A 25,896-nucleotide genomic window follows, 5' to 3' on the forward strand; every position below is an offset into this window, starting at 1 on the left:
ATGGTGACCCGTACGGGATTCGAACCCGTGTTACCGCCGTGAAAGGGCGGTGTCTTAACCACTTGACCAACGGGCCTTTCATGGTGAGCCATGGAGGATTCGAACCTCCGACCCTCTGATTAAAAGTCAGATGCTCTACCAACTGAGCTAATGGCTCTTGATACGAAGAAATTGTCGCTGTGGATAACGACAACATGAGTAATATTATCACGTCACAGTATCAATTTCAACTAGTTTTATATGAAAAAAATGATTCTTGGAAAAAAGCATCCGCCTCTGTGGCAGATGCTTAGTGATTTTTATTGGATCGCCCATACACCGCGGACCATATTTGTCTGATTCCGATCCGGGCCTACGGAGAAAATGCTGATAGGAATGTTGGTCAGCTGGGAGATACGTTCAATGTAGTGACGGGCGTTTACTGGAAGGTCCCCAAGCGAAGAAGCACCGGTGATGTCTTCTGTCCAGCCGGGCAGTTCTTCATAAATCGGCTCGCACTCGGCAAGTACTTTAAGACTCGCAGGGAATTCTTCCATAATCTCTCCCCGATACTTGTAGGCTTTACATATTTTCAATGTTTCAATACCGGTCAAAACATCAATGGAATTTAAGGATAAATCGGTAATACCGCTCACTCTGCGCGCATGGCGTACGACAACGCTGTCGAACCAGCCAACTCGGCGGGGCCGGCCGGTAGTAGTTCCGTATTCGTTTCCAACTTCACGAATCTGCTCTCCGGTTTCGTCGGAAAGCTCTGTTGGAAACGGCCCGTCACCCACACGGGTTGTATATGCTTTAGAAACACCCACCACATGCTGAATTTTGGACGGTCCTACCCCGGAGCCAATAGTTACGCCGCCGGCAATAGGATTCGAAGACGTTACAAATGGATATGTGCCCTGGTCAATATCAAGCATGACACCCTGCGCGCCTTCAAACAGTACACGGCGGCCTTTATCGATCGCTTCATTCAATTCTACCGAGGTATCACATACGTACTTCGCAAAAAACTGGCCGTAGTCGTAGTATTCATCCAAAATATCTTCAAGTTCAAATCCTTCTGCGTCATACATTCTTTCCAGCAGGCGATTCTTTTCTTTTAAATTCCGTGACAGCTTTTCCCGGAATTCATCTTTGTCCAGAAGGTCCGCAATACGGATGCCGACACGCGCCGCCTTATCCATATACGCCGGGCCGATGCCTTTTCGGGTCGTTCCAATTTTATTTGTGCCTTTGCTGTCTTCCTCCACAGCATCGAGACGCAGGTGATACGGTAGAATAACGTGCGCCCGGTTGCTGATACGCAGATTGCTTGTATCCACCCCGCGCTCATGAAGATATTCCAGCTCTTCGACAAGCGCTTTCGGGTCGATAACCATGCCGTTTCCAATGACACACGTCTTGTCATCATAAAAAATTCCGGACGGAATTAAATGAAGTTTGTATTTAGTTCCCCCGAACACAATCGTATGCCCCGCGTTATTTCCACCCTGGTAACGAGCCACAACCTCTGCATTTTCTGATAAGTAATCCGTCACTTTTCCTTTTCCTTCGTCTCCCCACTGAGTTCCTACAATTACTATTGACGACACAGCGTCCACCTCCACAATCTCTCCTGCCGGCACCTTAGGCATGTTTTTTCTTTGCTTATTCGATAACGTTCAGTTGGCTTCATTTAAAACTTTCATATGAATTCCACTCTGGAGAAAATCCCTTAGATAGTCTACCAACCACGGCTGACAAAGTCAATAAAACACGAACGTTAAAAGTTTTATCAGCTTAATTTGTTCGTTTATGTAAAAAGCCCGAAGCTTAAGCTCCGGGCGGGATTTGATTATCGTCATGTCGCCGGTCCAAATTAACGAATTTATTGTATTCCTTAATAAAAGCAAGCTCTGCCGTACCGACCGGGCCATTACGTTGTTTGGCGATAATAATTTCAATAATATTTTGGTTTTCAGATTCCTGGTCATAGTAATCATCACGGTACAAAAACGATACGATATCTGCGTCCTGCTCGATACTTCCAGATTCCCTCAGGTCAGACATCATCGGGCGTTTATCCTGCCTGGACTCTACTCCGCGGGAAAGCTGGGACAGCGCAATCACTGGCACATTGAGTTCACGGGCAAGAGCTTTTAAATTACGGGAAATTTCCGAGACTTCCTGCTGGCGGCTTTCTCCGCCCCTGCTGCTTCCCTGGATCAACTGCAGATAATCAATCAAAATCATGCCAATACCCCGTTCCTGCTTCAAACGAAGGCATTTTGCGCGTATGTCGTTTACCCGGATGCCCGGGGAATCATCAATAAAAATGCCAGCCGAAGATAAGCTTCCCATCGCCATCGTCAGCTTTTCCCAGTCCTCTTCCTGCAAAGCACCGGTACGAAGACGATTGGCGTCAATATTTCCTTCCGCACAGAGCATACGCTGCACAAGTTGGGCAGCACCCATCTCCAGGCTGAATATTGCTACGTTTTCTTCAGACTTTGTCGCAATGTTCTGGGCGATATTTAAGGCAAAAGCTGTTTTCCCCATCGAAGGCCTGGCAGCTACAATAACTAAGTCACTGCGCTGAAAACCGGCTGTCATATGGTCAAGTTCGGCAAAGCCGCTTGCGATTCCGGTGACATCATTTTCCCGGTTTTGCAGCATTTCAATATTGTCATATGTTTCAATGAGTACGTCTTTAATAGAAACAAAGGCCGAGGACCGGCGTTCCTGTGATACTTCCATAATGGTTTTTTCAGCTTCATTAAGTACTTCCTCTACATCGTGTTCTCCGCTGTAGCCTTCATTTACTATGTTGGTTGCTGCCCTTATCAGCCGCCGAAGCAGGGATTTGCTGTATACACCCTGACTGTAATATCCAACGTTTGCTGCTGTCGGTACAGCATTTGCCAGATCTGTCAGATACGACAGGCCGCCGATTTCTTCAAGTGCCTGCTTTGTCTGCAGTTCCGTGCTGACTGTAATAAGGTCGACCGGTTCTCCCCGTTCAGACAGCTCAATCATCGTATTAAAAATACGCTGGTGCGACTGGCGATAGAAGTCTTCCGGCATCAAATGCTCCGTGGCAGTAATGAGTGCTTCTCCCTCTAGAAAGACAGCACCTAAAACGGCCTGTTCTGCTTCAATATTCTGCGGGGGGACCCGTTCTGTGAAAATATCATTCATTGCTTTCACCTCGATAGAACGTGTTGAAAAAAGAGCCTGGTTCTTACCCTCTGTTTATGACGGGGAAACAGGCTCTTTATTCATCCACGCAGCTGTTACTCTTCGGTCACGTGTACGTTTACGACAGCCGTGACTTCAGGATGGATCTTGATTGGTACTTTTGTGTAGCCAAGCGAACGAATTGGCTGGTCAATTTCTATTTTTCTTTTATCTACTTTCATGTCCATGCTCTTCAGTTTTTCAGCAATTTGTTTTGTAGAAACCGCTCCGAACAAACGGCCGCCTTCGCCCGCTTTAGCTGTGAGCTCCACATCTGTTTTTTCGAGCTGCTCTTTAAACTTCTTCGCCTGCTCGAGCTCTTCCTGCTCCCGCTCTTTTTGCTTTTTCTGCGTAGCTTCCAGGTCCCGCAGGTTGCCTTTGCTCGCTTCTACGGCAAGGTTTTTCTTTAACAGGTAGTTTCTGGCGTATCCTTCGGAAACGTCTGCAACTTCACCTTTTTTCCCCTGGCCCTTTACGTCCTGCTTCAATATAACTTTCATTCGGTTGTGCCCCCTTGCAAATATTCATCAATGGCCTGCTTCAGGCGTTTTTCCGCTTCATCAATCGTAACGTCGGTCAACTGCGTTGCTGCATTCGTCAAATGACCGCCTCCGCCTAAAGCCTCCATTATTAACTGCACGTTCACTTCACCCAGTGAACGGGCGCTGATACTAATTTTATCATCCTGGCGCTTAGATATCACAAAAGAACCTTTAATATCATTCATCGTAAGCAGGGTGTCTGCTGCCTGGGCGATTAAAATCTGGCCGTACATTTCGTCTTCTGCTGCTGCTGCGACAGCCATTCCGTCCCGGTACACTTCTGCCCGTTCGATAAGGTGCGACCGCTCCACGTATTGATCGAGATCTTCTTTTAACAGCATCTGTACCATCGTCGTATCGGCCCCGTGCATTTTTAAAAATGAGGCTGCATCAAATGTTCTCGATCCTGTCCGGATGGCAAAGCTTTTCGTATCCACAATAATGCCTGCGAGCATTGCTGTTGCTTCAAGCACGTCCATGCTGAGCTTTTTCGGCTGATACTCCAGAAGCTCCGTTACAAGCTCGGCTGTGGAGGAAGCGTACGGCTCCATATATACAAGCACCGGGTCTTCAATGAACTCTTCCCCCCGGCGGTGATGGTCAAGCACAATCGTACGGTTCACGCGGTCAATCAGCCGCGGCTCAATAACCATGGATGGTTTGTGTGTGTCCACGACAACAAGCAGCGTATGCTTTGTCACTTCATCCATTGCTTCTGAAGGCGTAATAAATTGAGACCACAGGTATTCATGGTTTTCGATTTCTTCCATCAGCTTTTTCACGTCCGGATTAATTTCATCCGGGTCCACTACAACATACGCATCCGTATTGTTTACTTCCGCGATTTTAAGTACACCGATCGCAGCGCCAATCGCATCCATGTCCGGGTTCTTATGCCCCATTACAATAACCTGGTCGCTTTCAAGCACGAAATCACGCAGCGCGTGGGAAATAACTCTAGCGCGCACTCTCGTGCGTTTTTCGACTGCGTTGGACTTTCCGCCATAAAAACGCACTTTTCCATTAGCATCTTTGATGGCTACCTGGTCGCCTCCACGTCCAAGCGCCAGATCCAAACTGGACTGAGCCAGCGAACCAAGCTCCTGGAGCGAAGGCTCGCCCGCTCCAATGCCAATGCTCAGCGTAATGGTTACTTTTTCTTTACTGGTAATATCACGAACGTAATCGAGCAGTTCAAACTTTGTCTGCTCGAGATGATCAAGGGCCCCCTGATTCATGACAGCAATAAACCGGTCCACTGCAATACTTCGCAGTAAAATGTCATGATCGCCCGCCCATTCATTTAAAGCGGTGGTTACATGACTCATCAGCCGGCTTCTTGTCTGATCATCCATGCCCTGGGTGACTTCGGTGAAATTATCTAAATAAATAAATGATACAACGGATTTTTCTTTTTGATAAAGCGCCTGGGTATCTATCGTTTCGGTCATATCAAAAAAGTACAGCAGGCGTTCTTCGCGGTGAATATACACTGTGTAATGGCGATTTCTCATCGTCAGCTGTATTTCACTTTCGCCCTGCTTAATCGCTGCAGACAGACGTTCAGAAACAGTACTGAGCGGTTTTCCCATGAACTCTTTCGGTAGATAGGAAAGAATAAAGGGATTTGCCCACTGTACTTGATAATCCCTGTCGTACAGCAATATGCCTATGGGCATTTCAGTGACTGCTTCTTCCCCCGCCTTGTTCACCCGGTGGGTCAGCGTAGATATATACCGCTCCAGCTCTTTTTCAAATGAACGCTCCGCCTGGATAACATAAACAGCCAAAGCTCCGAGCAAAATAAAACCTACAGCCCCTATTTCCCATTGAAACCATGTGAGAAAGGCCAGGGCTATTCCGGCTAGTATGAACAATCCGACGATATGATAGCCGTACCACCGCCGTATTAAAAACTTCGGCATGTAACTCAACCCCTACTTCGTGTCGGTTTGAATGCGTTGCTTCAAATTTAGACCTAAATCTATTATACCTAAAATGCGGGCTAAAAATAATGCTATTGTTGATAATAATATACTCCCGACGATAATGAGAACCCCGTAGTATTTTGGATAGGATTTGGCATGCAGAAAATAGAAAATAACGGTAAAGCCCTGAATCGCTACAGCCAGCTCCAAAAGAGGAAAAAGGTTCATGACAACAATATACATAGCTGTGCCTTCTTCAAGCCCAATCAAAATAAATATAGAACCGGTCAAATAATACCATATAAGGGACCTCGGAAAGTTCCAGTTTCGAAATGCCGGAAACTGCTGATAATCCACCCGGACACGCTTCAGAATAATGTGGGCAAACGCCTGAGTTATAAACGAAAGAATAATGCCTGTACCGATAAGGAGAACTGGGCCGATATATTGAATCAGCGTAACCATCTCAGCCAGGGCGTCCAGGTTCGAGGTATTTTGATCAATGCTTTCCATCATGCTTCTCGCCTGGGAAATAGACTCGTTCAGTGTTTGTTGTATTAATTGGATAGGGTCAATATTAAACAGAAAAACGGAGCTCAAATAAAATAGAACCAGGCCGGTTATATATGCCACAGTCCCCGCAGCAAACACAGCAAAAGCGGGTTTCCTTTGATGAATAAGTGCCCCGGTCGCAATGCCTCCAAGACCGAAAATCAAAGCCGTCGGAAAGCCGATCCCACCCGTAAACAGAGTGGCAAGCAGCGCACAGACAATAAACATAAAAATGCCCGGCTTCCATCCGTTTCTTGCTACAAAAATAATAAACGGAAGCGGCATCGCTATCGTTAATAAACTCCCCAGGACCGGCACAAAAATCAACAGCAGTACCAGCACCAGGAACACAGCGCTAAAAACAGCTGCTTCTGCGACACTTCTAGCGTTTCTCACTTCACGTTCACCTCATTTGCAAAGGCAGTCAAATAAATGTACAGCAGCCGCTCAGCGCTTTCACTCCAACATTATCCCCGTGCTGCCTTTATTCCTTCGTATTCATGGAAATTCCATTCGTTCATTTTAGCTTATTCCTTTTCAAAAAGAAAGACGAACAGCCGAATAGTCAAAGGCTGTCCATATTTAAAAAGCGCTGACTTCCGCCAGCGCCCTGTTTCATTTATTTGCTTGCTGAAAAGCTTCTTTCTATTCTTCCTTCGGCAGTTTGAAAGAAGAGTTATCCGGCACTTCTGCTTCTATGTTTTCCTCTGCGGCCTGAATATCATCCTGTTTCAGTTCTTCCAGCTGTTTATTAATTTTTGTAATATAAGACTGAACGTCCATACAAAAGCCTCCCTCTTGGTGTATAAAGTGCGTCAACGATTACTTTATGTATACCCCGGAGGAAAAACACTAAACATCGAGACGATGCAAAACAGCTCCGCCGAAAAAAACAAACACCCCTTTCCAGGCATGAAACCTGGAAAAGAGTGTTTAGATGTTTTCCTTACTGCTCACGCACATAAGGAAGCAATGCTACGTGACGGGAACGCTTAATAGCGCGGGTCAACTTACGCTGATATTTCGCACTCGTTCCAGTTACGCGGCGTGGAAGAATCTTCCCTCTTTCTGAAATAAACTTCTTCAAGAGTTCAGTATCTTTGTAATCGATATGAGTAATTTTATTTACTGTGAAGTAACAAACTTTCCGTCTTTTTCCTCTACGACGTGCCGCTGCTGCCATTGTTTATCCTCCTTTATAAAAGATTGTTTATGCTCTCAGGGGTTTTAGAATGGCAAATCGTCATCTGAAATGTCGATTGGCTGCCCGTTGTCCGAAAACGGATCATCGTTTAAATTAGACGAATCGCGATTTTGCTGGCCTGAACCTGAGCTTTGGCTGTTCTGCTGCTGAGAATAGCCGCCTCCCTGCGAAGAACCTCCGCCTCCGGATGCTCCGCGCGGCTCAAGGAACTGCACGCTCTCCGCCTGAACTTCTACTACTGTTACACGACGGCCTTCCTGGTTTTCATAACTCCGGCTCTGCATACGTCCGTCTACACCGGCCAGGCTTCCTTTTTTCAAGTAATTGGCCACATTTTCTGCCTGCTTCCGCCAAATGACGCAGTTAAGAAAGTCTGCTTCACGTTCGCCCTGCTGGTTGGTAAATGGACGATTTACCGCAAGGCGAAAGTTAGCGACTGCTACGCCGTTCGGGGTATAACGCAGATCAGGGTCCGCGGTCAGCCTGCCGACTAACACGACACGATTTATCATTTAAACCCCTCCTGATTGTTAATGAAATTAGTCGTCGTTACGAACAACTAAGTGGCGGATTACGTTATCATCGATTTTAACCAGACGGTCAAATTCGTTGGTAGCGTCCGCGGTGCCTTTAATGTAAGTTACAACGTAATACCCGTCACGAAAATCATTGATTTCGTATGCGAGACGTTTTTTCCCTACTTCGTCTACTTTTTCAATTTCAGCGCCGTTATCTGTTAAGATTTTGTTGTACCGTTCGATTGTGTTTTTCACACCATCTTCGTCAACATTCGGGCTGATAATGTAAAGTACCTCATAATTCCGCATGCTGCGTCACCTCCTTTTGGTCTTCGGCTCTTTTCCAGTGGAAAAGAACAAGGAGCAAAAAACGCTTATCCGTTTTTAACTCGCAAGTTAAAATTATATCAGCTTGACTTTCATTTTACAATATTCCCGGCAGAAAAATTAAACGTTAAAGCGGAAGTGGACAACGTCCCCGTCTTTAACAATATATTCTTTGCCCTCAAGCCTTACCTTGCCTGCGTCTTTGGCACTGTTCATTGCACCTGCCTGCATTAGGTCTTCATAACCGACTACTTCTGCACGAATAAAGCCCTTTTCAAAATCACTGTGAATAACTCCGGCTGCCTGCGGTGCTTTTGTATTTTTGCGGATCGTCCAGGCGCGCACTTCAGGTTCGCCTGCAGTAAAGTACGTCTGCAGCCCAAGCAGGGAATAAGCTTCCCGGATCAGCTGGTCGAGTCCCGGTTCTTCAATGCCGAGATCCTGAAGAAATTCATTTTTTTCTTCTCCCTCAAGCTCTGCAAGCTCCTCTTCAATTTTCCCGGAAATAACGACCACGCCGGCGCCTTCAGCTGCTGCAAATTCTTTTACGCGGGAGACATGTTCATTGTCCCCTTCCTCCATTAAGTCGTCTTCACTGACATTGGCTACGTACAATACCGGCTTCATCGTGAGGAGCTGGAAGCCCTTGACGATTTTCAGCTCTTCCTCGGTCCACTCCAGGCTGCGCACTGGCTGCTCTTCTTTTAATGCTTCGATGATTTTTTCGAGAACCGCATGCTCCTGCATCGCGTCTTTATCTTTGGACTTGGCAAGCTTTGCTACCTTATCAATCCGCTTTTCTGCTGTTTCAAGGTCTGCAAGAATCAGTTCAAGGTTAATTACTTCGATATCGTTAATCGGATCTATTTTCCCGGACACGTGGGTGATGTCGTCACTATCAAAGCAGCGTACTACATGGGATATCGCATCCACTTCCCGGATATGAGACAGAAATTTATTTCCGAGGCCTTCCCCTTTGCTTGCGCCTTCCACAATGCCGGCGATATCTGTAAATTCAAATGCGGTAGGAATCGTTTTTTTCGGCTGAAACATATTTGTTAACTGCTCGAGCCTGCTGTCCGGAACTTCTACTATGCCTACGTTGGGGTCAATGGTGCAGAACGGATAGTTGGCAGACTCCGCCCCTGCCTGCGTAATCGCATTAAACAATGTTGACTTCCCGACATTTGGAAGCCCGACTATACCTGTAGTTAAAGCCATTTATTATTTCCTTCTTTCTTTCAATTAATATTTCTCTAAACATAACAAAGAGGACAACCGCAGCTGTCCTGTAAAGCAACTCTTTATCGTTAGTATATTGCTTTGAGTATAGTATAATTTCTTTTCTGCGACAACAAGAGCGGCTTCGATGGTTATTCGAGCACCTTTTTTACCTTTTTATTGAACTCTTTTCTCGGAAGCATCACGCTGTGCCCGCACCCCTCACATTTAATCCGGATATCGGCGCCCATCCGAATAATTTTCCAGCGGTTTTCTCCGCACGGATGCTGTTTTTTCATTTCTACAATATTATTGATTTCAAAAGGCTGCTTTTCCGCCATAGCTCCCGTTTCTCCTTTCCCATCATTTTTACCTGAACAATTTGATACTTTTTATCCTATCTTACTCCGCCGCAAACCTCAATAAAACCAGCATTTCCTTATTCACGAAGCCTGTCGCTTAAATATAACCGTTATTTTTGCCCACACGCGGGTATAGTAGGCTAATATCATTTATTTTTGGCTGCAATTCCGGAAAGGGGCTATCTGCTATGGGGAAAAAAGCTGTTTCACGTGAAACCTATCGTACTCACTGCCATGTCAGCATGAATGAGCCCGAAAGCGCTGGAGAACTGGCAAAATGCCTGACCAGCCATCTCCGTGAGCGTGTCACAGACGAAGACATTATAGTCGTGTGTATCGGAACAGACCGATCCACCGGAGATTCACTCGGCCCTTTGACTGGCAGCAAGCTTCTTGAAAAAAGACTGGAAAATTTTTATGTATATGGTACTCTCCAATACCCAGTACACGCTGTTAATTTGGAGGAAACGCTCTCTCTCATTGAAGCAGACCATCCGCATGCTTTTGTTATCGCTGTCGACGCCTGCCTTGGCTATCTGCAGAATGTCGGAAAAGTTACTTTGAATGAAGGAGGAGTAACTCCAGGGGCTGCGATGAAAAAGAAACTCCCTATAGTTGGAGATATGCACATTAACGGCATAGTGAATGTCAGGGGGATGATGGAATATTTTGTACTGCAAAACACCCGGCTTTATACTATCAATACGATGGCTTCTTTAATAGCAGACACCTTTCTTCTCGTTGATCAGTCATTATCAAAGCAGGATATTTTACGCAGGGGAGAAGCTGCTGCTCTTCCCGTTACATTTCATAATGATGATGATCATATCCGTTTTCTGCGTGAAGCTTCATCCGCCGAACAGGCGGATAATAAACACAAAAAAAGCCACCATCGGTATCGCCGGAAGTAGATTGGCTACCCGGATTTCTAAAAGCCCCACTAACTTCAATCCAATGGCGATAATCATCACGCCGCCAGTAGCCGTCATTTCGGTAATAAAGGTATCCATGGCTTCCTGGGGTACCAGCCTGTCAATTTGGACAGCAAAAAGAGCGATTGATCCCTGATAGAGGACAACAGGTATAAATGAAAAAAGCACACCTATCCCCATCGTCGTTGTAAAGATAAGCGCTGAGAACCCATCCAGCATTGATTTTGTAAATAAAACGTCGTGTTCCTGGCGCAGGCCGCTGTCCATTGCTCCAAGAACCGCCATCGCTCCCACCACGTAAACCAGCGTGGCCGTTACAAAACCTTTGGCTACTTTATTATCTGCACTACCGCTTCCAATCCGTTTTTCCACCCACCGCCCAAGAGATTCCAGTTTATCCTCAATTCGTATCCGTTCTCCTGCCCAGGCTCCTGTCACCAGGCTGCCTACGACAATTAAAAATTGTTCTGTCTGCAGTCCCATCTGTATGCCGAGAAGTACAACAGCCAGCGCCAATGCCTGCATAATGGTAGTTTTCATTCTTTCCGGAATACGGTGAAATAACAATCCCATTAACGATCCAATAATAATGGTCACTCCGTTAACCAGCGTTCCTGTAAGCACCATAAACGTCCGCTCCCTTTTCCTGCTTGTTTCTTTGTTTTTATATGTGCCCATCCAGAACTCAAAATCATAACGGTAAACGTTTGTCAGAAGCAGGCACAGGCTTTGCTTTCCTCTTCGTTTTCTTTCGGGAGTTCTTTTCAGCTGTCATTTCATTCTTTCCAGATTGGATAAAAGCTTTCCTTTTTACTTGCATACAGCATGTCTTAAAGATCTCCGTGCCCCGTCTCTTCTGGCAGGCACTCTCCAACTGCCGTTCACCTTTGTTAGTAACGGCTGGGCTTTAAATATTTTACTATAAAATGAAATAGAGCGGGCCCGTACTATACGGCAAAAGTTACATAGCCAAGATCTTTTACAGTTCCCCCGCCTCTTTCATTTCAAGGAGAGATCGTTATGATTGTCCAGTTATCCAATCATAAATACGAAACCGCAAAAAGCATACTTGCTCTGCAGCAGCAATCCTACTATACAGAAGCTGTGCTTATAGATAATTTTGATATCCCTGCTTTAAACGAATCAGTAGAAGCCATCCGCTCTTCGAAGGAAACTTTTGTAGGTTATTTTGTAGAGGGTGAACTCCGTGCTTTAATTGCTTATGAACACCAGGAAAAAAAGCTGCAAATTACAAGGCTCGTCGTGCATCCGGATTTTTTCCGGCGGGGCTTTGCTTCCTACCTGATGAAATATCTATTAAACCACCATCTCGATACTTTAATTTACGCTCATACGAGCGTAAAGAATCAGCCGGCGATCGATCTTTATTATTCTTTTGGATTTGTCATATCCCGTAAATTCAATCTCCCGGACGGGCATCCTATGGTAGTGCTAGAACGCTATTCTTCCTATGCCTGAAAAGGTCTTTTTCCCCGGGAGGCCTCTTTTGAACTATAAAAATTAGAAAAGGCTCCCGTTTGATAACTGGAAGCCCTTTCGTTATTCTTTCTCTTCGCTCAGAAGCTGGAGGATCCGATCGAGATCCTCATCCGAAAAGAATTCAATTTCAATTTTGCCTTTATTTTTCCCCTGTTGAATAGAAACAGAAGTTCCGAAATACGATTGAAGCTCTTCTGCTTTCTGCTCGAGAAAAGGAGAAGCAGGTTGCTTCTGCTTTGTTTCACGTGGAACACCTTCATTCATCTGCTGAACGAGCTTTTCCGTCTGCCTTACATTAAGAGACTGTTTAACAATCTGCTCGCTCACCTTAGCGGCCAGCTCTTTCTTTCTCAATCCAAGAAGCGTTCTGGCATGCCCCATAGAAATTCCCTTCGTTTCCACGAGCTTTTGTACTTCTGCTGGCAGCTGCAGAAGCCGGATATAGTTGGCAATGTGCGGTCTGCTCTTCCCGAGACGCTTAGACAGTTCATCCTGAGTAATATCGAGTGACTCCACCAGGCGCTGATACGCATGGGCTTCTTCCAAGGGATTCAAATCTTCCCGCTGCAGGTTTTCAATCAAAGCGACTTCCATCATCCGTTCATCGCTTAAATCCTTTACGATTGCCGGAATTTCTTTTAATCCCGCTGCCGAAGCAGCCCGGAACCGCCGCTCTCCGGTGACGATATCATATCCTTTAATACTTTTGCGGACAAGAATTGGCTGCAGAACGCCAAACTCTGCCACAGACTGCTTCAGCTCTTCAATGGCTTCTTCTTCAAACCGTTTTCTCGGCTGATAAGGGTTGGGCCGCAATTCCTGTACTGGTACCGCAGTGATTTGATCTTCGTTGCTGCCTGTTTCTTCCGGAAAAAAAGCGTTCAACCCTCTACCTAGACCTTTGGCCACCAGCAACCACTTCCTTTGCTAATTCTAAATAGACCTCGGCACCCTTAGACTTCGCGTCATACATAATAATTGGAAGACCGTGGCTTGGAGCTTCCCCAAGTCGTATATTCCGGGGGATAATCGTTTCAAATACTTTTTCCTGAAAGTATTTTTTTACTTCTTCTATGACCTGGAAACCAAGATTGGTCCTTGCATCGAGCATCGTAAGAAGCACTCCTTCAATTTCCAAATCATGATTTAAGTGCTTCTGTACGAGACGGACCGTATTGAGCAGCTGACTTAATCCTTCCAAAGCGTAGTATTCACACTGTACCGGAATTAAAATCGAATCCGAAGCAGAAAGCGCGTTAATCGTTAGAAGTCCCAGAGAGGGCGGGCAATCGATTATTATGTAGTCGTACTGCTCAGCCACATCCTCCAGAGCATTTTTCAGTCTTATTTCCCGGGAAATAGTGGAAACCAGTTCAATTTCTGCTCCGGACAGCTGAATAGTGGCAGGTACTACGTCCAACTGTTCCAAAGCAGTCCCCCGCACAATATCACGAATGTCCGTGTCTTCGACGAGAACGTTATATATGCACCGCTCCACGTCCCCTTTTTCAATACCGGCCCCACTGGTAGCGTTTCCCTGCGGGTCAATATCTACGAGAAGCACCCGCTGGCCTACATGCGCCAGGCAGGCGCTTATGTTTACTGCTGTTGTTGTTTTCCCAACGCCGCCTTTCTGGTTGGCGATAGCAACAGTTTTTGCCATCGATACACCTACTTTCCAAGTTCCATGCTGTTCTTCTTGTTTACTGCTTTGATTTTGGTATTCGAATAGTCACCTGATAATAACCATCGTAGTCTTCCTCATTTGTATCAATCGCCATACCGCTTTTTGTTACCATCTCTATTGACTCGCGGATCGTATTTAAGGCAATACGGGTATCCCTGGAGACATGCTTCTTCGGCTGCTTTGTTTTTTTCGGCTTAGGATCGAGCAAAGCAGCAATCTTATCTTCCGTCTGTTTTACATTCCAGTCCTTTTCTATCGCTTCATCAACGATACGATCCTGGCGCTCTGCATCCGGAAGCTTTAGAAGTGCTCTGGCGTGTCGTTCAGTAATAGTTTTTTCTGACAGCTTATCCTGCACATACTCAGACAGGTGTAAAAGACGAAGCTTATTAGCGATCGTAGACTGGCTTTTCCCCAGCCGCTGCGCCAGACTTGCCTGCGTGAGCTGATTCATTTCGAGCAGCCTGGCATAAGCGGCTGCTTCTTCAAGCGCAGTTAACGCTTCCCGCTGCAAATTTTCAATAAGCGCAATCGAAGCCGTCTGTGTATCATTAAATTCTTTCACCAGCGCCGGTATCTCTTTCCAGTCAAGCTTTTGCGAAGCACGCCAACGCCTTTCACCGGCAATTATTTCGTACCCCCCGGACTGCTTTCTGACCGTAATTGGCTGCAGGAGCCCGTGCGTCTGCAGCGACTGGGCTAACTCCGAAAGCTTTTCATCTGAAAAGATCGTCCGCGGTTGAAATGGGTTAGCCATGATTTGATGAATTGGAATCATTTTGACTTCGTGTTCATTAATGCCGCTTTTTTCAGCCTGATTATCGCCCAGGCCGAACCATTTTTGAATCGACTGTTTCATACCCGTATATCACCTCACTTAAAAACTGCGACCCTTGATGCTTCACTAGTGGATTTCGTGCCTTTGCTATTTTCATTCTATCACGTTTCTAAAGGTTGTCGAATGAGCCGGTAGTGATTATAAAGGATTTTTTGCCGGTGTTCCTGATTTTCTTGGATACGCCTTTGGGGTTTTTTTCTTTTTTGCGAATGTTAGAAGCACTCGTTCACTGTTTTCTTTCGGGAGTTTCATTTTCTCCGGGCTCCCAGCTTCTGCTTCTAATTTTGCCAGGGCGTTCTCCGCAGTGTGAAGTTCCTCTTCGCCACTTGCTCCCTTCCATGCAATAAAAACGCCTCCCGGCTTTACAAAAGGCAGGCATAGCTCCAAAAGCACCGGAAGTCTGGCCACAGCACGGGCACTGGCCATATCGAACTGATCCCGATACGCTTTTTGCCGTGCAAGCTGTTCGGCCCGGTCATGGATTAGAGTCACTCCCTCAAGCCCAAGCTCACTTACGATTTCCTCCAGAAAACCAATACGTTTTTTTAAAGAATCAACAATCGTAACCTGGAGTTCCGGGAAGCATATTTTTAGCGGCAGGCTCGGAAATCCGGCCCCCGATCCTACATCGATAAAAGATCCTTCTGCCTTGAAAGCCGGGAGAGAAGCTCCGGTGAGAGAATCATAAAAATGCTTCTCATACACCTCCTGTTCTTCGGTAATCCCTGTCAGATTCATGCGTTCATTCCATTCAACAAGCAGTTGATAATACTGCTCAAACTGCTTTTTCTGTTTATCATCCAAATTAATATGTATGGCTTGAAGCCATTCTGGAAACGCTTCTTTACTCATTTTATCTTCCCTGCCCTTCACTGGATAATACAACACTCCCGGACTTTCTTCCGGGAATAGAGATATCTTGAAAAAAGCCCCTGCTTACTGAAAGCAGGGGCTTAGTCATGCGCTACTGTTACGTTGTTGCCATACGGCCCTGTTCGATATATACAAGCAGTATAGATATGTCGGACGGGTTCACCCCGGATACACGGGAAGCCTGGCCGACAGACAGCGGACGTACTTCTGAAAGCTTTTGTCTTGCTTCGATTGCAATACCCGAAATGTCATGATAATCGATGCTCTCCGGAATCTTTTTCTCTTCCATTTTCTTCATACGCTCCACCTGTTCAAGCTGTTTCGAAATATATCCTTCGTATTTCACTTGAATTTCCACCTGCTCGGCTACATCCGGCGCAATTGACGAAGGCGCCTCAGCAAACGGAGCGATGTCAGCATAACCGATTTCCGGCCGCTTCATCAGGTGGGCTGCCGAAGCTGCTTCCTTCATCGCTGTAGAGCCCTGGGAAATAAGCATTTCATTAATCGCTTCATGGGGCTTCAAGGTAAAGCTTTCCAGTCGTTTTTTCTCGGCTTCGATCGCTTCTTTTTTATGAACAAATCGCTCGTAGCGGGCCTCCGGGACTAATCCGATCTCGTGGCCGGTTTCGGTTAAACGCAGGTCAGCATTATCATGACGGAGAAGGAGGCGGTATTCCGCTCTCGACGTTAACAGGCGATACGGTTCGTTAGTGCCTTTAGTGACCAGGTCATCAATCAATACACCGATATAGGCATCCGAACGGTCGAGGATAACGCCTTCCCTGCCCTGAGCCTTGCGGGCTGCGTTAATACCGGCCATGATTCCCTGCCCGGCAGCCTCTTCGTACCCGGACGTACCGTTAATCTGGCCTGCGGTAAATAGACCTTCCACCGTTTTGGTTTCAAGCGTCGGCCAAAGCTGCGTCGGTACAATGGCATCATATTCAATCGCATAGCCCGGACGCATCATTTTTACGTTTTCGAGCCCCGGGATCGTTTTAAGGATACCGAACTGAATGTCTTCCGGAAGACTGGTGGACAGCCCCTGTACGTATACTTCATCTGTGTTTCTGCCTTCAGGCTCGAGGAAAATCTGGTGCTTTGGTTTGTCATTAAAACGCACGATTTTATCCTCGATTGAAGGACAGTACCTCGGTCCGGTTCCTTCGATCATACCCGAATACATCGGAGAGCGCTGCAGGTTGTTTGTAATCAACTCATGTGTCTCCGAACCGGTATAGGTAAGCCAGCATGGCAGCTGATCAGTAATAAATTCCACCGTTTCGTAGGAAAAGGCTCTCGGCTGCTCATCGCCAGGCTGAATTTCTGTTTTGCTGTAATCAATAGAATTACTGTTTACCCGTGGCGGCGTGCCAGTTTTAAAACGGACCATGTCCAGGCCGAGTGCTTTAATGCTGTCCGATAAATTGATGGAAGGCTGCATATTATTCGGCCCGCTTTCATAAGCCAGTTCTCCGAGGATAATTTTACCGCGCAGGTAGGTGCCCGTAGTTACTACAACCGATGAAGCGTAATAGCTGGCACCAGTATTAGTCACTACACCCTTACAAACGTTATCTTCAACGATCAATTCCTCTACCAGCCCCTGGCGGATCGTTAAATTTTCTGTGTTCTCAAGGGTCCGCTTCATTTCCTGCTGGTAAAGAAACTTATCAGCCTGCGCACGAAGTGCCTGGACTGCCGGGCCCTTCCCCGTATTAAGCATTCGCATTTGAATATGCGTTTTATCGATGTTTTTAGCCATTTCTCCACCGAGTGCATCAATTTCACGGACGACGATGCCTTTTGCCGGTCCTCCTACGGACGGGTTACAGGGCATAAAAGCTACGGCGTCCAGGTTCAGCGTCAGCATCAATGTATTGGCCCCCATGCGTGCAGAAGCAAGCCCTGCTTCTACTCCCGCGTGTCCGGCGCCGATGACGATCGTGTCATAATTTCCTCCGTTGTAACTCATTACGGTTCCTCCTTCTAGTATTTTCCTCCGCCTACAGCGGATATATCTATTTTCCGAGACAAAACTGGGCAAACAGCTGGTCAATTAATCCATCATGTACGTTTTCCCCGACAATTTCGCCGAGCTGTTCCCAGGCCCGCGTAATATCAATTTGTATCATATCTACAGGCACTCCCATTTCCACAGCTTCCAAAGCATCATTCACCGAACGTTTGGCCTGATTCAATAACCCGATATGACGGGCATTGGACAAATAATTCATGTCTGCCGCTTCCACCCCTTCATCAAAAAAGAGATGGGCGATCGCTTCTTCAAGACTGTCGATGCCTTCATCATTCAGAAAAGAAGCAGCAATAATCGGCCGGCCAGATGTAAACTCCCGGAGTTCTTCCTCGTCTACCTGCTTGGGAAGATCCGTTTTGTTCATTATAACAATAACATTCATGCCTTGAACTGCCTGAAATAATGCTCGGTCTTCATCAGACAGCGGCTCTGCGCTGTTAATGACAAGAAGGATCAGTTCCGCTTCCTGAAGTACCTGCCGGGAACGCTCTACGCCAATCTTTTCCACAATATCTTCGGTTTCGCGTATACCGGCAGTGTCAATTAAACGAAGAGGTACTCCCCGGACATTCACATATTCTTCGAGCACGTCCCTGGTGGTGCCGGGGACTTCCGTTACAATCGCTTTATTTTCATGCACCAGGTTATTCATTAGCGAGGATTTCCCTACGTTCGGGCGGCCGATAATCGCTGTACCAAGCCCTTCACGCATAATTTTTCCCTGTCTTGCCGTTACAAGCAGCTGATCGATCTCTTCGCCGACAAACGCTACATTTTCCTTTAAAACGTTCGTGGTCACGACATCAGCATCAAATTCGGGGTAGTCAATATTCACTTCCACATTGGCTACTGTTTCGAGAAGCTTTTGGCGGAGTTTACGGATGCGTTCGGAAAGCCTTCCCTCCACCTGTTTTAAAGCACTCTGCATGGCACGGTCAGTTTTAGCTCTGATCAGATCCATAACACCTTCTGCCTGGGTGAGATCAATGCGTCCGTTCAAAAACGCCCGTTTCGTAAACTCTCCCGGCTCCGCCAGCCGTGCTCCCTGACTTAATACGTTATCAAGAACCCGGTTGACCGACACCAGCCCGCCGTGGCAATTAATTTCCACAATGTCTTCTCTTGTAAATGTTTTTGGGGCTCTCAGGACAGAAATCATGGATTCTTCAATCACAGAGCCATCTGCCGGGTCAATAATATGTCCGTAATGGATTGTATGAGTTTCCACTTCATGAAGAGATTTTTTGCCTTTATACACATGGTCTGCAATATCAAGCGCTTCGTCTCCGCTCAGGCGGACAATTGCAATAGCCCCTTCCCCGCTCGGAGTGGAAATCGCAGCAATTGTGTCTGTTTCCATTCATCAACCCTCCCTGGGTTTTTCTTCGTCTATTAGACACACGAAAAGGACGACACCTTTTTCGGCATCGCTCGCGTCGTTTTCCTTCTATGCTTCTAACTAAATAGAATATCATATGAAAGCATTTCGCAAAAGACTTTTATCCACATGTGGATAACCTGTGTATAAACGGCTTGCGAACAAAAAACCGCCTGGCAGCCCAGGCGGTGGTTAAATTTATTTTGGGTTTTCTTTTGCGGCAGGTGTAATTACCACATGGCGTCTCGGTTCTTTGCCTGTAGAGGTCGTTTCGATATCCGGGTGCCGGTGCAGCGTTTGATGAACAATTTTTCGTTCTGCTGCATCCATGGGCTCGAGCTTAATCGTAATGGCTTCCCGACGAGCTTTCCCGGCCATACGCTCCGCAAACCGCTGCAACGATTCTTTTCGATTTTGACGATAATTTTCAGCATCAAGCACAATATGCTGTTTAGCATTGGCATGCTTGTTGGCGACCGTGTTCGTAAGGTGCTGAAGCGCATCAAGAGTTTTCCCCCGTTTTCCAATTAAGAGACCCAGAGAATTACCTTCGAGCTCCATCAAAATAAGTTTTCTTGAGATTTTTACTTCCACTTCTGCTTCTACGTTCATAGCCTGAACCACATCTTTTAAGTATGCCGCCGCCTCTTCTACAGGATCAACCCGCACGGATACTTCCACGTAAGCCTGCCTCGCTCCAATGCCTAAAAACCCTTTTCGTGGTTCTTCAAGCACCTGGTATTCGATACGGTCTATTGTTGTTCCCCATTCCTGCACAGCTTTATCTAAAGCTTCTTCTATTGTTTTACCGGAAATTTTCATCGATTGATTCACTGTCAGCCCGCCCTCCTGAAGCCTTACGTTTCTTTGTGGCAAAGATTTCATGTACAATCATGTGCAAAAATAATTCAGGTGAGTCAGCCCCTCTAGCACTTTAAATACATTCTCCATCACCCCGGGAAATTCCTGCTCTTTGTCAGAATTTTACCATGCTGAACAGAACCGGGAGCAGAGGAGTGCCTATTTTTGTGGCTTTGCCTTGCTGGGGGTTAATAGACCAGCCTTTTTAAACACGTGAGTGAGGCTCTTTTTCGTTTCATGGTAATCCATCTCTGCTACTGGTTTCCTGGCTATAACCACTAGGTCATAGCCTCCAGGGATGCGAGGCTCAAGTTCCGATACAGCTTCCCGAAGATAGCGCTTAATCCGGTTACGCATGACGGCATTTCCCATGCGTTTACTTACTGTCAGCCCTGCACGGTAATGAACCTGATCCTCCTTCTTTAAGGTGTAAAGCACAAACTGCCGGTTGGCAAAGGAAGTCCCGTGCGCAAAAATATAGCTGAATTCGTGATTCTTTTTTAAACGATTATACTTTTTCATTACCCGGTTTTCCCCCTTTTTCCTTTAACAACCGCCGGTATTTTTCTTTCCAGCTGAAGACAGAAAAAAAGACCACTGGATAGAATCCGTGGTCTCTTTTTATGCAGATAATACTTTTCTACCTTTACGACGACGATTTTTCAAAACCTGACGGCCGTTTTTTGTTCCCATTCTCGCACGGAAACCGTGTACCTTTTTACGCTTCCGGTTGTTCGGGGTAAATGTTGGTTTTCCCATAGTGTATCGCACCTCCTCAAGGAGTAATAAACGTTCGAAAACATTCCCGTAAATTATATAGAGAATAAGAAAAACTGTCAACCATCCCCTTGTGAAAACAGGCAGCTGGTCCCTTTGTTTGTACACATCTGATTTAACCGATTGTGTGGATAAACAAAAGCGAACATAAAAAGCACCCACAGCATTATAAACAACTTGTACACATAATCTAGTGTTGTGGATAGTTTCTATACACAAGTTCTTGAGTTTGTGGATAAGCAAATATGTTCCCGTTGTTATTCATCTTTTTATTTGCTATCATTGATTAAGTTTCTGTTAATAACATTTCATACAACAACGTCTTATCCACACGTGTTGATAACTTTGTGGATAATTTTCCACAGCCTCCGGATAATATTATTCACAGCCTTGTGTATTATGTGTATTTCTTTTTTTACATAATTTTATTATTATTGCACAATAATTTTATAACGCATGCAATATGCATTTTCCGCATATTTTACTTATTGGGTTTCTTTCTTTCACCATGATAAGATAGAAGCCTTTTCTGTCTTTCTAAGGATTTAAGTTCCCAGCCAAGCCACTGTATACTGCTAAGCCTGTACGAGAGGAGTGCATCCTTATTGGAAAATATTACTGATTTATGGAACCAGACATTGGAACTAATGCAGGAAAAAGTAAGTAAGCCAAGCTATGAAACATGGTTAAAAGCGACAGAAGCCTCGGATCTTCAAGGAGACACTGTAATTATTGAAGCACCGAATGAATTCGCCCGTGACTGGCTTGAAAGCCGATATACAAACCTGATTACTGACGCTTTAGAAGATATTACCGGATCTGCACTGCAGGTGAAATTTGTCATTCCCCAGGCTGAATCCCCGGTAGAAAACGAACCAGCGCCGCCAAAGGCTGCACCTCCCGCCTCCAGCCAGGACCTTCCAAAGAGCATGCTGAATGATAAATACTCGTTTAACACTTTTGTAATTGGTTCTGGAAATCGTTTTGCCCATGCTGCCTCACTTGCAGTAGCTGAAGCTCCAGCCAAAGCGTATAATCCATTGTTTATTTATGGTGGAGTCGGCCTTGGAAAAACACACTTAATGCATGCTATTGGACACTACGTTATTGACCATAATCCAAATGCCAAAGTCATGTATTTGTCTTCTGAAAAGTTTACCAATGAATTTATTAATGCTATCCGGGACAATAAAGCCGTACATTTTCGAAACAAATACCGGAACGTCGATGTGCTGCTTATCGATGATATTCAGTTTCTAGCTGGAAAAGAGCAGACACAGGAAGAATTTTTCCACACCTTTAACGCTCTTCATGAAGAAAGCAAGCAGATTGTCATTTCAAGCGACCGGCCGCCAAAGGAGATACCAACGCTTGAGGACCGGCTCCGTTCCCGGTTTGAATGGGGGTTGATCACTGATATCACGCCGCCGGACCTGGAAACAAGAATTGCTATTCTGCGCAAAAAAGCAAAAGCAGAAATGCTCGATATTCCAAATGAAGTTATGCTTTATATTGCTAACCAAATTGATACAAACATCCGTGAGCTTGAGGGGGCACTTATCCGCGTCGTCGCTTATTCTTCTTTGATCAACCAGGATATGAATGCTGATCTGGCGGCTGAAGCTTTGAAAGACATTATTCCCACTGCCCAGCCTAAAACGGTTACTATAGAGCATATTCAGGAACGGGTAGCGACGCAGTTTCAAATGCCTGTACCGGAATTAAAGGCGAAAAAACGCACGAAAAGCATTGCTTTTCCGCGCCAGATCGCGATGTACCTCTCCCGCGAAATGACGGATGCCTCTCTTCCAAAAATCGGTGAAGCTTTTGGAGGCAGGGATCATACAACCGTCATTCACGCCCACGAAAAAATATCAAATTTAATGTCTACGGATACGGATCTGCAGAAAACCGTTCAAGGAATCATCGATCAGTTACGCACATAGGTGTGGATAACACCACAACGCTATACACAACTTATTCACACGTGGAAATCCCTGATCTGGCAGTGCAAACCTTATTTATCCACATTACTAACAGGCCCTACTACTATTACTACTTTAAAAACAATATATATAAAGGGAGATGACCTATGCATTTCACCGTTAATCGAGATCAATTTGTGCAACATGTACAAAACGTAAATAAAGCTGTCTCCTCGAGAACGACAATCCCAATACTGACTGGTATCAAGATCGTTGCCGCTGCTGATGGCGTAACATTAACCGGAAGTGATTCCGATATATCGATCGAAACGTTTATTCCGACAGAAGAAAACGATAACCAGTATGTTCAAGTGCACGAGCAGGGAAGCATCGTGCTTCAGGCCCGTTTTTTTGCAGAAATTGTAAAGAAACTCCCGGGCGAGGAAGTTGAAGTTGTTGTACAGGACCAGTTTGCGACTACGATTCGTTCCGGTTCGGTCGTGTTTAACCTGAACGGCCTGGATCCTGAAGAATACCCAAGGCTTCCCCAGCTTGATGATACAAATATGTTTCACCTGCCACAGAGTCTGCTTAAGGATATGATCCGCCAGACTGTTTTCGCCGTATCAGCGCAAGAAACCCGGCCAGTGTTGACAGGTGTAAACCTTGAAAGCGAAAACGGGGAGCTGATCTGTACGGCTACAGACAGCCACCGTCTCGCTCTCCGAAAAGCAAATCTTGAAGCAGGTTCGGATGCGCCCGATTTATCTAATATTGTTATCCCGGGTAAAAGTCTAAATGAGTTAAGCCGCCTGCTGAGCGATGATGATTCCACCGTTGAAATTATTATTACGGAAACCCAGGTAATGTTTCGTTTTCCACATCTTCTGTTTTATTCACGACTCCTCGACGGGAAATACCCGGTAACAAAAAATATGATTCCTTCCGAGACCAAAACCGGGGTGGAGTTGTCCACAAAAGAGCTGCTACAGTCCCTCGACCGGGCACTGCTGCTATCAAGAGAAACAAAAAACAACGTGATCAACTTGAAAACGCTCGGGGACGGACGAGTTGAAATTAACTCCGTTTCATCTGAAATTGGAAAAGTGACGGAAAACATCGATTGTGATAAAATAGATGGAGAAGAACTTCGCATCTCGTTTAACGGAAAAAACATTACAGATGCCCTGAAGGTAATCGACAGCGAAAAAATCCATATTCAATTCACCGGAGCTATGAGCCCATTTGTTGTACGTCCGACAGACCACGATCAAATGCTGCATTTATTCTCACCGGTACGCACGTATTAAAGTTAAACGAGTATACGGCCTTTTGTATAAAACAGGAGGCCGTTTTTCTTATGTTGTGCTGGCAGGGCACGTGAAACGAATAGTGCGATATACTGGCATTTTTCGCTTATTTTTAGTAAAATATAGAGTATGAATGAAATATGTTCGGAAACAGGCAGAAGTAATAATTATGCTTTGAATATCCGGCGTCGGGAGGATCAATATGGGAGAGGCGATTAATATCACAACCGAATATATAACACTCGGCCAGTTCCTCAAAGAAGCTGGAATCATCGATACAGGTGGTATGGCGAAGTGGTTTCTCTCTGAGTTCGCTGTGGAAGTGAACGGGGAAGAAGAAGCCCGCAGGGGAAGAAAGCTGTATCCAGGAGACGTAGTGGAAGTCGAAGAGAACGGAACCTTCACTATCGATACCGGCGAAGGATGACTACAGGCCTGTGTATGTAAAAAATATTCGGCTCAAGCAGTATCGGAACTATGAAGATATTGCTTTGCAAATAGAGAACACTGTAAACGTTATTGTTGGAGAAAATGCCCAGGGAAAAACGAATTTGATGGAAGCTATTCATATGCTTGCTTTTGCGAAGTCCCACCGGACCCCCAAGGATAAGGAGCTAATCGGCTGGAACCACGATTTTGCCCGTATTGAAGCTTCAGTAGAACGAAAGCAGCGGCACGTTGATCTTGAAGTCGTTCTTTCTGCTAAAGGAAAAAAAGTAAAAAAGAACGGCATTGAACAAAAAAAGCTAAGTGAATATATAGGCGCCTGCAACGTCGTCATGTTTGCCCCGGAAGATCTTAACCTTGTAAAAGGCGGGCCGAATATGAGGCGGCGTTTTATTGATATGGAGATCGGCCAGATCAGCCCGGTGTATCTGCACGACCTCTCCAAGTATCAGCGCATTCTGAAGCAGCGCAACCAGCTGCTGAAGGGCATGTTTCCCGTGCCCAGCCAAGAGCAGGAATTAACGCTTGAAGTAATTGATGAACAGTACATTGAAGCAGCCGTGAAGGTAATTCAGCGTCGTTACGGCTTCCTGCAGCAGCTTGAGCGATGGGCCTCAGAGATCCATACGCGGATCACACAGAACCGGGAGCGCCTTGAGCTGCGGTACGACCCCTCTGCAAACATTCATGCAGAGATGGAGCCCTCCGTGCTTGCTGAAGAGCTTCGTACAGAGCTAGGCCGACGCAGGGAAAATGAGGTCCGCCGGGGGCTTTCGCTTGCAGGACCGCACCGGGACGAAATGAAGCTCCTAGTCAACGAAAGGGACGTACAAACGTACGGTTCCCAGGGCCAGCAACGAACAGCTGCCCTGTCCCTGAAAATGGCAGAGATAGAACTTATCCGCGCTTATGTAGGAGAGTATCCTATTCTTCTGCTTGATGATGTGCTTTCGGAACTTGATCAGCATCGGCAGTCTCATTTATTGGACGCGATTCAGGGGAAAGTACAAACCTTTGTTACCACGACAAGCATTGAAAGCATCAAGCACGAGACAATCGAGCGGGCAACCGTGTTTACAGCCCGCAAGGGTCAATTGGAAAAACAGTAGGTGGTGAATCACATTGTTTATACATTTAGGCGACGGCACCGTAATACGTTCGAAAGACGTTATTGCGATTTTAGATAGTAACAGCCAGAATTCTTCAAGCATCACACGGCAGTTCCTGCAGGCAGTCGAAAGTGACGACAAAGAACAAATCGCAGATTCTGAAGCAAAATCCGTCGTGGTTACGGAAGAAAAGGTATATTTCTCACCTATTTCTTCTTTAACGCTGAAGCGCAGATCGCAGATTATTTCAGAATATGATGAATATCATGAAGAAATACAGGCAGCTAAAGAAGACTAAGCGTGCAAAAGCATGAAAACGAGCGCAGGTATTTACGGACTACACGCGAG

General features: G+C 45.9%; 28 protein-coding genes and 2 tRNA genes. 7 read left to right on the top strand and 23 right to left on the bottom strand.

Annotated elements, in window-relative coordinates:
- Window position 1 precedes the first annotated feature (1 nt).
- The 13 genes from ACTTK6_RS08780 to ACTTK6_RS08840 form a co-directional block, all read right to left on the bottom strand.
- Window positions 2-76, bottom strand: a tRNA-Glu gene (locus ACTTK6_RS08780).
- 5 nt (window positions 77-81) lie between these two features.
- Window positions 82-157 (bottom strand) — tRNA-Lys (locus ACTTK6_RS08785).
- 142 nt (window positions 158-299) lie between these two features.
- Window positions 300-1,592 (bottom strand): adenylosuccinate synthase, encoded by a 1,293-nt coding sequence (locus tag ACTTK6_RS08790; RefSeq protein ID WP_079475045.1) that lies wholly within the window; start codon window positions 1,590-1,592, stop codon window positions 300-302.
- A gap of 220 nt (window positions 1,593-1,812) precedes the next feature.
- Window positions 1,813-3,177, bottom strand: a complete 1,365-nt coding sequence (gene dnaB / locus ACTTK6_RS08795; protein ID WP_079474490.1) for a replicative DNA helicase — start codon at window positions 3,175-3,177, stop codon at window positions 1,813-1,815.
- Between the two features lie 95 nt (window positions 3,178-3,272).
- Window positions 3,273-3,716, bottom strand: a complete 444-nt coding sequence (gene rplI / locus ACTTK6_RS08800) for a 50S ribosomal protein L9 (RefSeq protein ID WP_079474489.1) — start codon at window positions 3,714-3,716, stop codon at window positions 3,273-3,275.
- On the bottom strand, window positions 3,713-5,683 hold the full coding sequence (locus ACTTK6_RS08805) for a DHH family phosphoesterase (protein ID WP_079474488.1): 1,971 nt from the start codon (window positions 5,681-5,683) through the stop codon (window positions 3,713-3,715). Before ACTTK6_RS08805 ends, rplI begins: the two co-directional genes overlap by 4 nt.
- A 12-nt stretch (window positions 5,684-5,695) precedes the next feature.
- Window positions 5,696-6,634 carry a YybS family protein gene (locus ACTTK6_RS08810; RefSeq protein ID WP_462833219.1) on the bottom strand — a complete coding sequence of 313 codons (939 nt, stop codon included), beginning with the start codon at window positions 6,632-6,634 and terminating at the stop codon, window positions 5,696-5,698.
- A 249-nt stretch (window positions 6,635-6,883) separates the two neighbouring features.
- Complete coding sequence (locus ACTTK6_RS08815) at window positions 6,884-7,021, bottom strand: hypothetical protein (protein WP_158219096.1); 138 nt, start codon at window positions 7,019-7,021, stop codon at window positions 6,884-6,886.
- A gap of 163 nt (window positions 7,022-7,184) precedes the next feature.
- The gene (gene rpsR / locus ACTTK6_RS08820) at window positions 7,185-7,421 is read right to left on the bottom strand and encodes a 30S ribosomal protein S18 (protein WP_079474486.1); all 237 of its coding nucleotides are present in this window, start codon (window positions 7,419-7,421) and stop codon (window positions 7,185-7,187) included.
- A 44-nt stretch (window positions 7,422-7,465) separates the two neighbouring features.
- On the bottom strand, window positions 7,466-7,954 hold the full coding sequence (ssb, locus tag ACTTK6_RS08825) for a single-stranded DNA-binding protein (protein ID WP_079474485.1): 489 nt from the start codon (window positions 7,952-7,954) through the stop codon (window positions 7,466-7,468).
- A gap of 27 nt (window positions 7,955-7,981) precedes the next feature.
- Window positions 7,982-8,269 (bottom strand): 30S ribosomal protein S6, encoded by a 288-nt coding sequence (rpsF, locus tag ACTTK6_RS08830; RefSeq protein ID WP_022792961.1) that lies wholly within the window; start codon window positions 8,267-8,269, stop codon window positions 7,982-7,984.
- A 138-nt stretch (window positions 8,270-8,407) separates the two neighbouring features.
- A complete protein-coding gene (gene ychF, locus ACTTK6_RS08835) occupies window positions 8,408-9,508 on the bottom strand; it encodes a redox-regulated ATPase YchF (protein ID WP_079474484.1) in 1,101 nt (366 codons plus the stop codon).
- A gap of 152 nt (window positions 9,509-9,660) precedes the next feature.
- Window positions 9,661-9,849, bottom strand: coding sequence for a DUF951 domain-containing protein (locus tag ACTTK6_RS08840; protein WP_079474483.1), 189 nt, complete (start codon window positions 9,847-9,849; stop codon window positions 9,661-9,663).
- Between the two features lie 209 nt (window positions 9,850-10,058).
- Between ACTTK6_RS08840 and yyaC the strand changes: the two genes are divergently transcribed.
- The gene (gene yyaC, locus ACTTK6_RS08845) at window positions 10,059-10,781 is read left to right on the top strand and encodes a spore protease YyaC (protein WP_462833220.1); all 723 of its coding nucleotides are present in this window, start codon (window positions 10,059-10,061) and stop codon (window positions 10,779-10,781) included.
- On the opposite strand, the gene ACTTK6_RS08850 is transcribed toward yyaC, so the two are convergent.
- Window positions 10,719-11,429, bottom strand: a complete 711-nt coding sequence (locus ACTTK6_RS08850) for a DUF554 domain-containing protein (RefSeq protein ID WP_079474481.1) — start codon at window positions 11,427-11,429, stop codon at window positions 10,719-10,721. The two genes, yyaC and ACTTK6_RS08850, sit on opposite strands and share 63 nt — an antisense overlap.
- Window positions 11,430-11,822: 393 nt before the next feature.
- Here ACTTK6_RS08850 and ACTTK6_RS08855 point away from each other — a divergent pair, with 393 nt between their 5' ends.
- On the top strand, window positions 11,823-12,281 hold the full coding sequence (locus ACTTK6_RS08855; RefSeq protein WP_462833221.1) for a GNAT family N-acetyltransferase: 459 nt from the start codon (window positions 11,823-11,825) through the stop codon (window positions 12,279-12,281).
- A gap of 81 nt (window positions 12,282-12,362) precedes the next feature.
- Here the strand turns inward: ACTTK6_RS08855 and ACTTK6_RS08860 are convergent, their stop codons facing one another.
- From ACTTK6_RS08860 to rpmH, 9 genes are all read right to left on the bottom strand, one after another.
- Window positions 12,363-13,211, bottom strand: a complete 849-nt coding sequence (locus ACTTK6_RS08860; RefSeq protein ID WP_079474478.1) for a ParB/RepB/Spo0J family partition protein — start codon at window positions 13,209-13,211, stop codon at window positions 12,363-12,365.
- The gene (locus ACTTK6_RS08865; protein WP_079474477.1) at window positions 13,192-13,965 is read right to left on the bottom strand and encodes a ParA family protein; all 774 of its coding nucleotides are present in this window, start codon (window positions 13,963-13,965) and stop codon (window positions 13,192-13,194) included. Before ACTTK6_RS08865 ends, ACTTK6_RS08860 begins: the two co-directional genes overlap by 20 nt.
- Before the next feature lie 40 nt (window positions 13,966-14,005).
- Window positions 14,006-14,848 carry a nucleoid occlusion protein gene (gene noc, locus ACTTK6_RS08870; RefSeq protein WP_462833222.1) on the bottom strand — a complete coding sequence of 281 codons (843 nt, stop codon included), beginning with the start codon at window positions 14,846-14,848 and terminating at the stop codon, window positions 14,006-14,008.
- A gap of 117 nt (window positions 14,849-14,965) precedes the next feature.
- A complete protein-coding gene (gene rsmG, locus ACTTK6_RS08875) occupies window positions 14,966-15,679 on the bottom strand; it encodes a 16S rRNA (guanine(527)-N(7))-methyltransferase RsmG (RefSeq protein WP_462833223.1) in 714 nt (237 codons plus the stop codon).
- Window positions 15,680-15,797: 118 nt separating this feature from the next.
- A complete protein-coding gene (gene mnmG, locus ACTTK6_RS08880; RefSeq protein WP_462833224.1) occupies window positions 15,798-17,678 on the bottom strand; it encodes a tRNA uridine-5-carboxymethylaminomethyl(34) synthesis enzyme MnmG in 1,881 nt (626 codons plus the stop codon).
- A 46-nt stretch (window positions 17,679-17,724) separates the two neighbouring features.
- The gene (gene mnmE / locus ACTTK6_RS08885; RefSeq protein WP_462833225.1) at window positions 17,725-19,101 is read right to left on the bottom strand and encodes a tRNA uridine-5-carboxymethylaminomethyl(34) synthesis GTPase MnmE; all 1,377 of its coding nucleotides are present in this window, start codon (window positions 19,099-19,101) and stop codon (window positions 17,725-17,727) included.
- A 216-nt stretch (window positions 19,102-19,317) separates the two neighbouring features.
- Window positions 19,318-19,953: an RNA-binding cell elongation regulator Jag/EloR gene (gene jag / locus ACTTK6_RS08890; RefSeq protein ID WP_462833226.1), complete on the bottom strand. Its 636-nt coding sequence runs from the start codon at window positions 19,951-19,953 to the stop codon at window positions 19,318-19,320.
- Window positions 19,954-20,139: 186 nt separating this feature from the next.
- Window positions 20,140-20,502 (bottom strand): ribonuclease P protein component, encoded by a 363-nt coding sequence (gene rnpA, locus ACTTK6_RS08895; protein WP_079474471.1) that lies wholly within the window; start codon window positions 20,500-20,502, stop codon window positions 20,140-20,142.
- A gap of 99 nt (window positions 20,503-20,601) precedes the next feature.
- Window positions 20,602-20,739, bottom strand: a complete 138-nt coding sequence (gene rpmH, locus ACTTK6_RS08900; protein WP_079474470.1) for a 50S ribosomal protein L34 — start codon at window positions 20,737-20,739, stop codon at window positions 20,602-20,604.
- A 623-nt stretch (window positions 20,740-21,362) separates the two neighbouring features.
- Here rpmH and dnaA point away from each other — a divergent pair.
- The 5 genes from dnaA (at window position 21,363) to remB (ending at window position 25,846) form a co-directional block, all read left to right on the top strand.
- A complete protein-coding gene (gene dnaA, locus ACTTK6_RS08905) occupies window positions 21,363-22,703 on the top strand; it encodes a chromosomal replication initiator protein DnaA (RefSeq protein ID WP_079474469.1) in 1,341 nt (446 codons plus the stop codon).
- Between the two features lie 146 nt (window positions 22,704-22,849).
- On the top strand, window positions 22,850-23,992 hold the full coding sequence (gene dnaN, locus ACTTK6_RS08910) for a DNA polymerase III subunit beta (protein WP_079474468.1): 1,143 nt from the start codon (window positions 22,850-22,852) through the stop codon (window positions 23,990-23,992).
- A gap of 202 nt (window positions 23,993-24,194) precedes the next feature.
- On the top strand, window positions 24,195-24,419 hold the full coding sequence (gene yaaA / locus ACTTK6_RS08915) for a S4 domain-containing protein YaaA (RefSeq protein WP_079474467.1): 225 nt from the start codon (window positions 24,195-24,197) through the stop codon (window positions 24,417-24,419).
- 10 nt (window positions 24,420-24,429) lie between these two features.
- Entirely contained in the window at window positions 24,430-25,548 is a 1,119-nt protein-coding gene (gene recF / locus ACTTK6_RS08920) for a DNA replication/repair protein RecF (RefSeq protein ID WP_462833227.1), read from the top strand.
- A gap of 13 nt (window positions 25,549-25,561) precedes the next feature.
- Window positions 25,562-25,846, top strand: a complete 285-nt coding sequence (gene remB / locus ACTTK6_RS08925) for an extracellular matrix regulator RemB (RefSeq protein ID WP_079474465.1) — start codon at window positions 25,562-25,564, stop codon at window positions 25,844-25,846.
- The last annotated feature ends 50 nt before the right edge of the window (window positions 25,847-25,896 follow it).

The organism is Marinococcus salis (genome assembly GCF_054971365.1).

What these genes read in the sequence shown, in the direction of transcription:
- dnaB (WP_079474490.1), bottom strand. Translation starts at nt 3,177, where the DNA reads ATGAATGATATTTTCACAGAACGGGTCCCCCCGCAGAATATTGAAGCA.
- rplI (WP_079474489.1), bottom strand. Translation starts at nt 3,716, where the DNA reads ATGAAAGTTATATTGAAGCAGGACGTAAAGGGCCAGGGGAAAAAAGGT.
- ACTTK6_RS08805 (WP_079474488.1), bottom strand. Translation starts at nt 5,683, where the DNA reads ATGCCGAAGTTTTTAATACGGCGGTGGTACGGCTATCATATCGTCGGA.
- ACTTK6_RS08815 (WP_158219096.1), bottom strand. Translation starts at nt 7,021, where the DNA reads ATGGACGTTCAGTCTTATATTACAAAAATTAATAAACAGCTGGAAGAA.
- rpsR (WP_079474486.1), bottom strand. Translation starts at nt 7,421, where the DNA reads ATGGCAGCAGCGGCACGTCGTAGAGGAAAAAGACGGAAAGTTTGTTAC.
- ssb (WP_079474485.1), bottom strand. Translation starts at nt 7,954, where the DNA reads ATGATAAATCGTGTCGTGTTAGTCGGCAGGCTGACCGCGGACCCTGAT.
- rpsF (WP_022792961.1), bottom strand. Translation starts at nt 8,269, where the DNA reads ATGCGGAATTATGAGGTACTTTACATTATCAGCCCGAATGTTGACGAA.
- ychF (WP_079474484.1), bottom strand. Translation starts at nt 9,508, where the DNA reads ATGGCTTTAACTACAGGTATAGTCGGGCTTCCAAATGTCGGGAAGTCA.
- ACTTK6_RS08840 (WP_079474483.1), bottom strand. Translation starts at nt 9,849, where the DNA reads ATGGCGGAAAAGCAGCCTTTTGAAATCAATAATATTGTAGAAATGAAA.
- yyaC (WP_462833220.1), top strand. Translation starts at nt 10,059, where the DNA reads ATGGGGAAAAAAGCTGTTTCACGTGAAACCTATCGTACTCACTGCCAT.
- ACTTK6_RS08850 (WP_079474481.1), bottom strand. Translation starts at nt 11,429, where the DNA reads ATGGTGCTTACAGGAACGCTGGTTAACGGAGTGACCATTATTATTGGA.
- ACTTK6_RS08855 (WP_462833221.1), top strand. Translation starts at nt 11,823, where the DNA reads ATGATTGTCCAGTTATCCAATCATAAATACGAAACCGCAAAAAGCATA.
- ACTTK6_RS08865 (WP_079474477.1), bottom strand. Translation starts at nt 13,965, where the DNA reads ATGGCAAAAACTGTTGCTATCGCCAACCAGAAAGGCGGCGTTGGGAAA.
- noc (WP_462833222.1), bottom strand. Translation starts at nt 14,848, where the DNA reads ATGAAACAGTCGATTCAAAAATGGTTCGGCCTGGGCGATAATCAGGCT.
- rsmG (WP_462833223.1), bottom strand. Translation starts at nt 15,679, where the DNA reads ATGAGTAAAGAAGCGTTTCCAGAATGGCTTCAAGCCATACATATTAAT.
- mnmG (WP_462833224.1), bottom strand. Translation starts at nt 17,678, where the DNA reads ATGAGTTACAACGGAGGAAATTATGACACGATCGTCATCGGCGCCGGA.
- mnmE (WP_462833225.1), bottom strand. Translation starts at nt 19,101, where the DNA reads ATGGAAACAGACACAATTGCTGCGATTTCCACTCCGAGCGGGGAAGGG.
- rnpA (WP_079474471.1), bottom strand. Translation starts at nt 20,502, where the DNA reads ATGAAAAAGTATAATCGTTTAAAAAAGAATCACGAATTCAGCTATATT.
- rpmH (WP_079474470.1), bottom strand. Translation starts at nt 20,739, where the DNA reads ATGGGAAAACCAACATTTACCCCGAACAACCGGAAGCGTAAAAAGGTA.
- dnaN (WP_079474468.1), top strand. Translation starts at nt 22,850, where the DNA reads ATGCATTTCACCGTTAATCGAGATCAATTTGTGCAACATGTACAAAAC.
- yaaA (WP_079474467.1), top strand. Translation starts at nt 24,195, where the DNA reads ATGGGAGAGGCGATTAATATCACAACCGAATATATAACACTCGGCCAG.